Origin of the sequence: Ruegeria sp. THAF57 (assembly GCF_903914075.1) — a bacterium.
In the GTDB taxonomy this organism is placed as follows: domain Bacteria; phylum Pseudomonadota; class Alphaproteobacteria; order Rhodobacterales; family Rhodobacteraceae; genus Ruegeria.
In genome coordinates, this window is the sequence record NZ_CAIWNQ010000002.1 from 785,208 (window position 1) to 797,343 (window position 12,136).

Consider the following 12,136-nt stretch of genomic DNA (forward strand, 5'->3'; position numbering starts at 1 on the left):
GAAACCGTCACGCAGCGCGTCAGCGCTGCCCGACCCAACCAGAGAAGATGCCCCTTGGGCATCGCCGATGGGCGGGAGCGTTCCGCTATGCCTGCAAATCGCTTTCAATCTCGCGGCGCACCCAATCGGCAAAGGCCAAAGCTCCGGGTGTTTCTTCGGCTTGGGGTGACAGCAGCAGGTAATAGGCTTCGGGCATTGCCGCGCGATGATCGAAAGGCGCGATGAGTTTGCCCTCGTCAATTAACCTGCGGGCGATGGTGTCATGGGTCAGGCACAGCCCGCCGCCTGCCATCGCCACCGAGAGGCTGACCAGATACGTTGTCGAGTAAGTGATGGGCGGTTTTTCCCATATTAGACCCTGTTCTTCGACCCAGATTTCCCAATTCGACAGTAGGTTCGAGCAATCGAACAACGGATGTTGCTGCAAAGTCTCCAGCGTGATCTGATACCCCGGCGCGCAGACGGGATAGTAGTGGTCGGTCCGCAATAATTCTGTGCGCACCGTATCGGAGGGACGCAGAGAGTATCGGATCTCGACTGCAGCGCCTTCGGCCATTTCCCTTGGTTCCCAGAGCTCTGTGAAGATGTTCAACTGAACTTCGGGGTGCAGCGACCGAAATTTCGGAAGTCGCGGGGCAAGCCAGTTCACGGCGAAAGATATGTTGCTTTGAACCTGTACTGCGTTCTGCTGCGTGCCGGTGACGGCCTGTGTGCCCCGAACCAGAGTTCGAAACGCATCTCGCACAACCGGCAGGTAAGTTATTCCGGCTTCCGTTAGTTCCAGTGCGCGGGGCCTGCGCAAGAATAAGGGCTGACCCAGATACCCCTCCAGCGACTTGATTTGCTGACTGACTGCGCTTTGCGTCATGTTTAGGTCCCGCGCGGCACCGGTGAACGAAAGATGGCGTGCCGCGGCCTCGAACGTGCGCAGCCACCCCAGCGGAGGAAGAGATTTTTGCATTGGCATAACTCAATCATAAGTTTGACTAATGCATTACTTCCGTTTTTTTCGTTGGTCAAACATCCCCGGCGAAGGCAGGCTTTTTGTAGTTCGAATTCATCCGACAGGAGCCTGACATGAGCGTCACCAATCTGCGGCCCAATATCGACCACTGGTCCGAGCGCGTGGACCTTGCTGCGACTTTCCGGTGGACGGAACGGTTGAACATGCATGAGGGCGTGGCAAACCATTTCAGCTTGGCGGTCAATCCGGAAGGAACGCAATTCCTGATGAACGCCAACCAGATGCATTTTGCGCGGATCAAGGCGTCAAACCTGTTGCTTTTGGACGCGAATGATCCCGATGTCATGACCCAACCCGGCGCTCCGGACCCGACAGCATGGGGTTTGCATGGGTCTATCCATCGGCGCTGCCCTCATGCGCGCTGTGTGATGCACGTACATTCCATTTTCGCGACGGTTCTCGCCTCGCTTGCTGACAGCACCCTGCCGCCGATCGACCAGAATACGGCCACCTTTTATGACCGATATGTGATAGATGAGGAATTTGGCGGACTGGCCTTTGAAAGCGAAGGTGAGCGTTGCGCGGCCATGCTTTCAGACCCGAAAAAGAAGGTCATGATCATGGGCAATCACGGGGTGTTGGTCATCGGCAGCAACCCGGCAGATGCCTTTAATAGGCTCTATTATTTCGAACGGGCGGCCGAAACATATATTCGCGCGCTTCAGACCGGTCAGCCTTTGCGCGTGTTATCGGACGAGGTTGCCGAAAAGACCGCGCAAGAGCTGGACGACTATCCCGATCAGGCCGAAGCGCATCTGCGAGAGATCAAATCTCTGCTGGATGCCGAAGGCTCAGACTATGCCACATAGATAGGGGGATGCGATGACCGACGCCTCTCAGGACCCCGAAGCCGTCCGGTGGCACTACCATCCTGACGGACCGGTGGGATTGAACCCATTGTTCAACTGGCCACCACGCCCCGCCGCCGTTTTAAAGTGGTACAGCCGTGCCTGGCTGCAAATCACGTCTTTGACGCTTTGCATGGTTTTGGCGGTGACGGCTTACGTGTTTTTCTTTCCTGCGTTGGAAACGATGCAGAGCTTTGCGCCTGGCTGGATGTTCCGGATCTGGTTGCTGAACATGGTGCCGCAGATCCTGGTCGCGGGCGGGCTTCATTGGTGGCTGTACATGCGCAAAGGGCAGGGCATGTATAAGAAGTTCGATCGCCGGGACCTGACACGCAACAACGGCAGCTTCACATTCCGCAATCAGGTCTGGGATAACATTTGGTGGACGCTGGGAAGCGCGATGACGGTCGCCACCGTTTATCAATGGGTGATCTACTGGGCGATGGCGAACGGATACGTGCCGACCGTGACATGGGCCAGCGCACCGGTCTGGTGTGTGGTCTGGATGCTGTTCATCCCGATGTGGTCAGGGCTGCATTTCTATTGGGTTCACCGGCTGGAGCATCATCCGAAGCTTTATAAACACGTCCACGCGGTTCACCACCGCAACGTGAATATCGGGCCATGGTCGGGCATTTCGAACCACTGGTACGAGAACCTTTTGTACTTCACGACCTATTTCGTGCACCTGATCGTGCCGTCACACCCCCTGCACCTGTTGTTTCATACATATTTTCAGCAGATCAGCCCGGTTCTGTCGCATTCGGGGTTCGAAAAACTCAGGGCAGGGGACACGGATGCCGCCCGTGCCGGGGATTTCTTTCACCAACTCCACCACCGGTATTTTGAATGCAACTATGGCACGTCCGAAATCCCGTTCGATAAGTGGTTTGGCACGTATCACGATGGCTCGGCTGACGCGACAACCCGAACGCGCGCCTTCAAGAAACAGATGTATACCTAACCGGCCCGCAACGCGCGTGGCGTAACGCCGAATTCGGCCCGGAATGCACGGGTCAGCGCGCTGGGATCGTCATAGCCCGCCCGCAAGGCGACCTCTGCAATCGTCAGGTCGGTTTCGGCGACAAGCTTGCGCGCAAGGTTCAGGCGCAGGCGGCGGTAGACCTGCGCCGGCCCCGCGCCCAGTTCCGCGTGCATCCGAACGGACAGAGCCTTGTGCGATCGTCCAACGCGGCGGGCTATTTCGGTGATAGCCAGCGGCGTTTCCAGATTTTCTTGCATCAAGCCCAGCGCCTTGTTCACGTATCCGCTGGTCGCCCCCGCACCACCGGAATGCGAGCGTGCAGAATCGCGGGTCATGAAAAGCTGTGCCACCTCCAGCGCCAGCGCTTGTCCGTGATCCTGCCCGATCAGGTGCAGGACCAGATCAAAGGCGGCCATGGCCCCGGAGCAGGTGATGCGCTTACGGTCGATGATGTAGCGCTCGCGCTTTGTGTCGATGTCCGGGAACCGCTCGGTAAAGCTGTTCAGTTCTTCCCAGTGGATCGTGGCGCGGTGTCCGTCTAGCAACCCCGCGAGCGCCAGCAGCCAGCTTCCGGTGTCCAATCCGGCCAGTTTTGCATAGCGACCAGCAGAAGCGCGTAACCCGGCCAGGGTGCGCCATCCGCCATGCGCCCGGAACCCGTAAGAGGGCATGACGAACAGAATATCCCCGCGGGCATCTTGAAGCGTTTGGTGCGGTGCGACCTGCAAACCTGAAGAAGACGTCACGGGCGCGCGGTCCAGTGACAGAAAGTTCCAATTATACAGTTTTTGACCTGCAATCGTGTTTGCCGCACGCAGTGGCTCGACTGTGTTGGCGAGGCAGTGGTTTGAAAACCCGTCGAACAGAAGCACCCCGAATTGCCGCGGCGCAGAGGGCGATTTGATCCATTTCTGCATGCTTCATGACTATTTCTGCACGACTGAAAGATCAACCCGCGTCAGGATAGTTTCAGATTCAGACGTGGAGACTCCAAATGCAATACGGCCTGTCCGACGAACAAGAGATGATCGTATCGACCGTTCGCAGTTTCGTCCAAAATGAGATTTACCCGCATGAAGACATGGTTGAACGCACGGGTGAGGTTCCGCAGGAGATCGCCGACGAGATCAAGCGCAAGACGATCGAGCTGGGGTTTTATGCCTGCAACTTTCCCGAAAGCGTCGGCTGCGCTGGCCTGAACCATTTGGAATTCGCACTGGTCGAGCGTGAACTGGGCCGTGGGTCGATGGCCTTGAACCATTTCTTCGGACGTCCGCAGAACATTCTGATGGCTTGTGAGGGCGATCAGGTCGAGCGGTATCTGATGCCCGCCGTGCGTGGTGAAAAGATGGATGCGCTGGCGATGACCGAACCTGGCGCGGGCTCGGACGTGCGGGGGATGAAGTGCGCTGCTGTGCGGGACGGTGGTGATTGGGTGGTCAATGGCACCAAACATTTCATCTCGGGCGCAGAACACGCGGATTTCATCATCGTCTTCATCGCAACCGGCGAGGATCAAACACCTAAAGGCCCCAAGAAGCGCATCACCGCCTTTTTGGTGGATCGCGGCACTCCGGGTTTCACGATTCGTGACGGATACAAGTCGGTCAGCCACCGCGGCTACAAGAACATGGTGCTGGATTTCGACGATTGCCGCTTGCCGGATGCGCAGGTTTTGGGCGAGGTCGATGGCGGGTTTGAGGTGATGAACACATGGCTCTATGCCACGCGCATCACCGTTGCTGCCATGTCTGTAGGGCGCGCGCGTCGGGCATTCGACTATGCGCTGGATTATGCCGCCACGCGTGAACAGTTCGGCCAGAAGATCGGCAAGTTTCAGGGCGTCTCGTTCCAGATCGCCGACATGATCACCGAGATTGACGCCGCCGACCTGTTAACCCTTGCTGCCGCGGATCGGTTGGATCAGGGATTGCCCGCAAATCGTGAGATCGCCTCGGCCAAGTTATACGCCTCGGAAATGCTGGCGCGGGTGACGGATGCGGCGATTCAGGTGCATGGCGGCATGGGTCTTATGGATGACTACCCGCTGGAACGGTTTTGGCGCGACGCACGTGTTGAACGCATCTGGGACGGCACCAGTGAGATTCAGCGTCACATCATCAGCCGCGATTTGCTGCGGGCGCTTGGCGCATGACCGCAGCGCTGACCCGTGCGCTGACCCCTGAATCCATCGCCGTGATCGGGGGTGGGGCGTGGTGTGCCTCAGTCATTCAGCAGGCGCGCAAATTCGGGTTCAAGGGCGATATCTGGCCCGTTCATCCCAAGGCGGCTGAGGTCGCCGGAGAACGGGCATACGGTTCATTAGAGTCGCTGCCGACGCCGCCTGACCTAGCATTTGTCGGAATAAACCGGCACGCCACAATTCAAGCGGTTGAGGTTTTGTCCGCGATGGGCGCGGGGGGCGCGGTCTGTTTCGCCTCGGGCTTTACCGAGGCGCAGGCCGAAGACGACGCAGGAGCGGACCTTCAGGAGCAGTTGATTGCAGCGGCGGTTGATATGCCGATCCTGGGCCCCAACTGCTATGGGTTTGTGAACGGCTTGGATCGTGTGGCAGTATGGCCCGACCAGCATGGAATGCAGCCCGTGGATCGGGGCGTTGCGATCCTGACGCAAAGTTCGAACATCGCCATCAACATGACGATGCAGCGGCGCGCTTTGCCGTTGGCCTTTATGCTGACCTGCGGAAATCAGGCCCAGACCCATCAGGCCGATATTGCTTTGGCGCTGTTGGATGATGATCGCATCACAGCCATTGGCGTGCATATCGAAGGTTTCGGCGATCTGCGCAAATGGGAGGTTTTGGCCAACAAAGCGCGGCTTTGTGGTGTCCCGATTGTTGCACTCAAGATGGGTCGCTCTACCCATGCGCAGGCGGCGACGATCTCGCATACGGCGTCCTTGGCTGGTGGCGATGCCGGTGCGCAAGCTTTATTGGACCGGTTGGGAATCGCGCGGCTGGATGACATCCCGAGCTTTTTGGAGTGTCTCAAGCTGCTGCATGTGACCGGACGGCTGGAAAGCAATGGTCTGGGTACCATTAGCTGTTCCGGAGGAGAGGCCAGCCTCGCCGCAGACATGGCCACAAGCCGGGATGTGGATTTTCCACCGTTGTCTTCAACGCAACGGGCCGATTTGCGGGAAGCCCTGGGGCCGATGGTGGCATTGGCCAATCCGCTGGATTATCACACCTATATCTGGCGCGACACCGAGGCCATGACGCGGGCATGGGCCGCCATGATGAGTCCAGAGCAGGGTTTGACCATGGCAATCGTCGACTATCCACACACGGACTCGACAGATTGGGATTGTGCAACGCAGGCTGCTTTGAATTGCGTCGCGCGTTCGGGTCGTCCATTTGCCGTGACAGCAACTTTGCCGGAATTGATGCCCGAGGATGTTGCCCAACGGCTGCTGGACGGAGGGGTGGTGCCGTTTGCAGGGTTGCACGAGGCACTGGCGGCTGTTGAAGCCGCCTCGCGATCATTCGACGCCCAAGCGGATTCTGTTCTGATGCCATCTTCTGCTGAACCGAACATTGTTCTGACCGAGGCAGAGGCGAAACTGGCCCTTGAGGAATACGGTGTACGAGTGCCGAAAAACGTCGTGGCGCAGCCTGAAGCGGCACAGCAGTCTGTAGAAAAACTGGTCGGTCCATTTGCGGTCAAAGGTGTTGGGCTTGCGCATAAATCAGACCAAGGGGCCGTTCGGCTGAATGTGAAACTCGAGGACGTGGCCCGCACTGCGTCCGAGATTGGCACGGCGGAAATTTTGATCGAAGAAATGGCACCAAGCGGGGTTGCCGAACTGCTGATCGGCGTGACGCGCGATCCGGCCCATGGCTATGTACTGACGTTGGGCGCGGGTGGGGTTTTAACGGAAATTCTGAGGGACTCGGTGTCTTTGTTGATCCCGTCGTCCCGTCAGGCGGTTCACAAGGCGCTGGATCGATTGGCCTGTGCGCCCTTGCTGGCGGGCTACCGCGGCAAATCCGCAGCGGACATGCAGGCAATTCTGGATACGGTAGATGCGGTGCAAGCCTATGTCATTGCCAATGCAGCCCATGTCAGCGAAGTTGAAATCAATCCGCTCATTTGCGGCCCCGATGGGGCGGTTGCGGTGGATGCCCTGATCCGAAAGGCAAGCTCATGAACCCGGTCAAAACCAAGCGCGAGGGCGCGATCCTGCAGGTCACTCTGGACCGGCCAAAGGCAAATGCGATTGATCTCGCCACCAGCCGCGTGATGGGGGATGTGTTTCGCGACTTTCGCGACGACCCGGATTTGCGGGTCGCCATAATTACAGGGGGTGGAGACAAGTTCTTTTGCCCCGGTTGGGACTTGAAAGCAGCAGCGGACGGCGATGCGGTAGACGGTGATTACGGCGTCGGCGGCTTTGGCGGCCTGCAAGAGTTGCGCGAAATGAACAAACCGGTCATCGCGGCGGTCAATGGCATTGCGTGCGGTGGCGGGTTGGAACTGGCCCTGAGTGCGGACATGATCATTGCCGCCGATCATGCAAGCTTCGCGCTGCCGGAAATCCGTTCGGGTACGGTGGCGGATGCCGCCAGCGTCAAGCTGCCCAAGCGCATCCCTTATCATGTCGCGATGGAACTTCTGCTGACCGGGCGCTGGTTCAACCCAGACGAAGCAAAGAACTGGGGCCTGATCAATGAGATCGTGCCGTCTGATCAGTTGATGGATCGCGCGTGGGAACTGGCGCGCCTTTTGGCCAGTGGCCCCCCGCTTGTTTATGCGGCGATCAAAGAAATCGTGCGAGAGGCCGAGGATTCCAAGTTCCAAGACGTCATGAACCGGATCACGAGGCGGCAATTGCCGACCGTGGATACGCTCTATGGGTCCGAGGACAATCTGGAAGGGGCGCGTGCCTTTGCTGAAAAGCGCGATCCAGTCTGGAAGGGACGTTAGACACGCTCGAACAGGGCGATCAGGGCGGTGTCGTTCTTGTTTGGGCCAGCCGCCAGATCGCCATAGATGGGGACTTCGGTCAGGGACAGGTTTTGAATCTGACCCTGCGCCATCTTGTGCAGGGCTTCTGCGAAGCCCAATTTCTCATAGTGCTGCGCATTGATGGACAGCGCAAATTGCGCCCCATGCCGGGCGACACGCAGCAACGCAGAAAGGGCTTCGGGCCCAAGGTGGCCATGGGTGAACGTGCCGGATGACACAACGCCGGAATAGCTTTCGCGCGGCACGGGGATACCTTGGTTGAGATCAGCTTCGATTGCATCTCGGTAGATATCCTTGCGCATCGCGCGGTCCAACATGTCGGTACTGATATCGGTGGCGTCTATGGGACCCACGCCCAAACCGGCAAGAACGGCACCGCACAGCCCGGTGCCTGCGCCGACATCCAGAACCGGACCCTGACCTCCGGCGCTGACAAAAGCCCGCGCGGTGTGGACATGCAGTTGATAGTCCTCGCGCGCTGCGAACCCTTCATCGTAATCGCCGGCCCATTCTGCATAAAGCCGCTTGTGATCCTCTGGCGACTCCAGCGCATAGGCGGCGTGCAGGTCGGGTGTTTTGGTGCTCATGCCTAAAAGAAAGGCGCATTGAGGGATTCGAATCAAGTATCTCGGCGCCCGAGCTTGCATCTACCCAGTTTGCAGATCATCAATGGCGGCATGACAGGCACTCTTTTTTCGTTTGGTCACGGCTATTCAGCGCAGGAAGTTTCCCGGTTGTTGAAGCCGATGGGCTGGCGGGTTCTGGGCACCACGCGGGACCCTGCGCAATCACCGGCTCTGAAGGCATCCGGAGCCGAACCTGTTGTCTGGCCCGGACAGACACCCGACCTGAGCGGGGTCACGCATTTGTTGATTTCGACAGCTCCGAATGCGCATGGCGATCCTGTTCTGGCGGCCCTGCGGGATGAGATCGCAGCGCGCGCTTCTCAGTTCAAATGGGTTGGGTATCTATCCACCACAGCGGTTTATGGCGATCATCAGGGCGATTGGGTTGATGAAAAGACCCCGCCTGCGCCAACGGCCGAGCGTGGCAGGTGGAGGGTGCGAGCCGAGTCACAATGGCAGGACATTCCAGGTCTGCCGACCCATATCTTTCGTCTGGCTGGGATCTACGGGCCGGGCCGCGGCCCGTTCTCCAAGCTTAAACGCGTTGGGATGCGTCGCATTATCAAACCCGGGCAAGTCTTTTCCCGTATCCACGTCGCAGATATTGCGCAGGTGCTTGTGGCGTCGATGGCAGCCCCAAATCCCGGCGCAATCTATAATGTTTGCGATGATGAACCTGTTCCGCCGCAAGACGTGATCGCCTATGCAGCCGAGTTGCAAGGTTTGCCCCTTCCCCCTGCCGTGCCGTTTGAAGAGGCTGATCTGACCCCGATGGCCCGTAGCTTTTACAACGAAAACAAGCGCGTCAGAAATGATAGGATCAAGGATGAGCTTGGCGTGACCCTGCGCTATCCGAATTATCGGGTAGGGCTGGAGTCCCTGATGCAGGATGAATGATAATTTTTGGTTATCACAATCATCCATAAACAAAACTTAAATGCATTGCTGGTCTTTGTTAGAACGGTTCGCGACAAGACCAAAGAGTCGCTCTTGCCTATCCCGCCTGCGCGAATTTTCACCGTGCGTTTAGGGTGGATAAAAGTGTCATCTATATGTGTTCTTGATCGACCGAGTTTTTAACCGCGCAAGATTGCCGGAATTTAGCCAGGATTGGAGATCGACATGGACGGAAGTGATAACCCCAAGGCAGGCGGATGCCCTGTAATGCATGGCGCCGGAACCCGCTCGAACCGGGATTGGTGGCCGAACCAGTTGAACCTCTCGATTCTGCACCAGAACGCGCCAGCCTCGAACCCGCTGGGTGCTGACTTCGATTATGCAGAGGCGTTCAAGAAGCTGGATATGAAAGCGTTGAAGGAAGACCTCTATGCGCTGATGACGGATTCGCAGGATTGGTGGCCTGCGGACTACGGCCACTATGGCGGGTTGTTCATTCGTATGGCATGGCACAGCGCCGGGACATACCGGACCGCAGATGGTCGTGGCGGGGCGTCGACCGGGAACCAGCGGTTTGCGCCGCTGAACAGCTGGCCGGATAACGGCAACCTTGATAAAGCGCGCCGTCTGCTGTGGCCGATCAAACAGAAATACGGCAACCAGATTTCCTGGGCCGACCTGATGATCCTAGCGGGCAATTGCGCCATCGAATCCATGGGCGGCAAGACCTTTGGCTTTGCCGGCGGCCGCGAAGATATCTGGGCCCCCGAGGAAGATATCTATTGGGGGACCGAGACTGAATGGCTGGCCCCCACCAACAACCCGCACAGCCGTTATTCAGGTGAACGTGATCTGGAAAACCCGCTGGCCGCCGTGCAGATGGGTCTGATCTATGTAAACCCCGAAGGCCCCGATGGTGAGCCGAATGTTCTGGCCTCGGGCCGCGACATTCGCGAGACATTTGGCCGGATGGCGATGAATGATGAAGAAACTGTTGCGTTGGTCGCCGGTGGTCACACCTTTGGCAAGGCGCATGGCGCGGGCGATCCTGATCTGGTGGGTCCCGAACCCGAAGCCGCCCCGATCGAGGAAATGGGCTTTGGCTGGATCAACAAATTCGGCTCGGGCAAGGGTGACGATACAACCACCTCGGGCATCGAAGGCGCGTGGACGGCCAACCCGACCAAGTGGGACAATGGGTTTTTTGACCTGCTGTTCGGCTATGACTGGAACCTGACCAAAAGCCCCTCGGGCGCGTGGATCTGGGAGCCGGTGAACGTCAAAGAAGAAGATATGGCACCGCAGGCCCATGACCCTTCGAAAAAGGTCAAGACCATGATGACCACCGCCGACATGGCGATGCGCATGGATCCGATCTATGGCCCGATCTCGAAACGCTTCCACGAAAACCCGGATGAGTTCGCTGATGCCTTTGCCCGTGCCTGGTTCAAGCTGACCCACCGCGATATGGGCCCGCGTTCGAACTATATCGGCGAAGAAGCCCCCACTGAGGAGCTGATCTGGCAAGACAACGTCCCCGCCGTGGATCATGACCTGGTGGATGATGCGGATGTAGCGGACCTGAAAGCCAAGATTGCCGCAACCGGTCTGTCTGTCTCGGAACTGGTGTCGACCGCGTGGGCCTCGGCCTCGACCTTCCGCGGGTCAGACAAGCGCGGTGGTGCCAATGGCGCCCGTATCCGTCTTGCGCCGCAGAAAGACTGGGATGTGAACGAGCCGATGAAACTGTCCAAGGCGCTTGATGCTCTGGAGGGCGTTCAGACCGCGTTCAATGATGCGCAGTCGGGCGATAAAAAGGTTTCGCTGGCGGATGTGATCGTTCTGGCAGGTAGCGTGGGCATCGAACAGGCGGCCAAAGCTGGTGGTCAGGATGTTGAGGTTCCGTTTACTCCGGGTCGTACTGACGCGTCGCAGGACCAGACGGATGTCGACAGCTTTGCCGTGATGGAGCCCGCAGCGGATGGTTTCCGCAATTACCAGAAGACCGATTATACCGTATCACCCGAGGAGCTGTTGGTTGACCGAGCGCAACTGCTGAATCTGTCCGCGCCGGAGATGACCGCGCTTGTCGGTGGTCTGCGTGTGATGGGTGCCAATTTCGGCGACAGCACACACGGCGTGTTCACGGATCGGGTTGGTTCGCTCAGCACCGACTTCTTCACCAACCTGCTGGACATGGGCACCGAATGGAAGCCCGCGGGCAAGGGTGTCTACGAGGGTCGCGATCGCAGCAGCGGTGAGGTCAAGTGGACCGGTACCCGTGTCGATCTGGTCTTTGGCTCGAACTCGCAACTGCGAGCACTGGCCGAAGTCTATGGTCAGGCAGATGCAGGCGGGAAATTTGTCTGCGACTTTGTCTCGGCCTGGAACAAGGTGATGAACGCAGACCGCTTCGATCTGAAATAATCCTGTACCCTTTGAAGTGTCATACGCCGTCCGAGTCTCTTCGGGCGGCGTTTTCATTGGTCCGACTCCCTGCTGCATACCAAGCTTTGGGTACGATTCCGTTGAGGGGCAATTCAAACCCTCTTAATCAATACGTAAGAAGTGGGGTTTGCAGGGATAAGTTTGAAGGTAACCTGTTGTTTTTATTAAGATGAGCAGGTTTCCGCAGAGAAATGTGAAGTTTTTTCAAAATGGGGGTTGCAGGTCCCAGACCTAATCCGTAAATACCCCTTCACCGGCGCAGCTGAGGTTGTGCTGACGGATCGGAGAGACGGTCGGACGGGCTGGAGAGACAGTTGAGA

10 protein-coding genes are annotated in these 12,136 nt (G+C 58.1%); 7 read left to right on the plus strand and 3 right to left on the minus strand.

What is annotated here, in order from left to right:
- Window positions 1-85: 85 nt before the first annotated feature.
- On the minus strand, window positions 86-961 hold the full coding sequence (locus RUESEDTHA_RS07875) for a LysR family transcriptional regulator (RefSeq protein WP_180885871.1): 876 nt from the start codon (window positions 959-961) through the stop codon (window positions 86-88).
- A 116-nt stretch (window positions 962-1,077) separates the two neighbouring features.
- Between RUESEDTHA_RS07875 and RUESEDTHA_RS07880 the strand changes: the two genes are divergently transcribed.
- Both RUESEDTHA_RS07880 and RUESEDTHA_RS07885 read left to right on the plus strand, forming a co-directional pair.
- A complete protein-coding gene (locus tag RUESEDTHA_RS07880) occupies window positions 1,078-1,833 on the plus strand; it encodes a class II aldolase and adducin N-terminal domain-containing protein (RefSeq protein WP_180885873.1) in 756 nt (251 codons plus the stop codon).
- A 13-nt stretch (window positions 1,834-1,846) separates the two neighbouring features.
- Entirely contained in the window at window positions 1,847-2,836 is a 990-nt protein-coding gene (locus RUESEDTHA_RS07885; protein WP_180885875.1) for a sterol desaturase family protein, read from the plus strand.
- Here the strand turns inward: RUESEDTHA_RS07885 and RUESEDTHA_RS07890 are convergent.
- Window positions 2,833-3,774 carry a GlxA family transcriptional regulator gene (locus RUESEDTHA_RS07890; RefSeq protein WP_180885877.1) on the minus strand — a complete coding sequence of 314 codons (942 nt, stop codon included), beginning with the start codon at window positions 3,772-3,774 and terminating at the stop codon, window positions 2,833-2,835. The two genes, RUESEDTHA_RS07885 and RUESEDTHA_RS07890, sit on opposite strands and share 4 nt — an antisense overlap.
- A 77-nt stretch (window positions 3,775-3,851) precedes the next feature.
- Here RUESEDTHA_RS07890 and RUESEDTHA_RS07895 point away from each other — a divergent pair, with 77 nt between their 5' ends.
- The 3 genes from RUESEDTHA_RS07895 to RUESEDTHA_RS07905 are packed head-to-tail and all read left to right on the plus strand — an operon-like array spanning window position 3,852 to window position 7,803.
- The gene (locus RUESEDTHA_RS07895; protein ID WP_180885879.1) at window positions 3,852-5,012 is read left to right on the plus strand and encodes an acyl-CoA dehydrogenase family protein; all 1,161 of its coding nucleotides are present in this window, start codon (window positions 3,852-3,854) and stop codon (window positions 5,010-5,012) included.
- Window positions 5,009-7,027, plus strand: coding sequence for an acetate--CoA ligase family protein (locus tag RUESEDTHA_RS07900; RefSeq protein WP_180885881.1), 2,019 nt, complete (start codon window positions 5,009-5,011; stop codon window positions 7,025-7,027). Before RUESEDTHA_RS07895 ends, RUESEDTHA_RS07900 begins: the two co-directional genes overlap by 4 nt.
- The gene (locus tag RUESEDTHA_RS07905) at window positions 7,024-7,803 is read left to right on the plus strand and encodes a carnitinyl-CoA dehydratase (protein WP_180885883.1); all 780 of its coding nucleotides are present in this window, start codon (window positions 7,024-7,026) and stop codon (window positions 7,801-7,803) included. Before RUESEDTHA_RS07900 ends, RUESEDTHA_RS07905 begins: the two co-directional genes overlap by 4 nt.
- Here RUESEDTHA_RS07905 and RUESEDTHA_RS07910 read toward each other — a convergent pair.
- Window positions 7,800-8,432, minus strand: coding sequence for a class I SAM-dependent methyltransferase (locus RUESEDTHA_RS07910; protein ID WP_180885887.1), 633 nt, complete (start codon window positions 8,430-8,432; stop codon window positions 7,800-7,802). The two genes, RUESEDTHA_RS07905 and RUESEDTHA_RS07910, sit on opposite strands and share 4 nt — an antisense overlap.
- Before the next feature lie 90 nt (window positions 8,433-8,522).
- Here RUESEDTHA_RS07910 and RUESEDTHA_RS07915 point away from each other — a divergent pair, with 90 nt between their 5' ends.
- Window positions 8,523-9,368 carry an SDR family oxidoreductase gene (locus RUESEDTHA_RS07915; protein WP_180885890.1) on the plus strand — a complete coding sequence of 282 codons (846 nt, stop codon included), beginning with the start codon at window positions 8,523-8,525 and terminating at the stop codon, window positions 9,366-9,368.
- Window positions 9,369-9,593: 225 nt separating this feature from the next.
- Window positions 9,594-11,795 (plus strand): catalase/peroxidase HPI, encoded by a 2,202-nt coding sequence (katG, locus tag RUESEDTHA_RS07920; RefSeq protein ID WP_180885893.1) that lies wholly within the window; start codon window positions 9,594-9,596, stop codon window positions 11,793-11,795.
- Window positions 11,796-12,136: the final 341 nt, after the last annotated feature.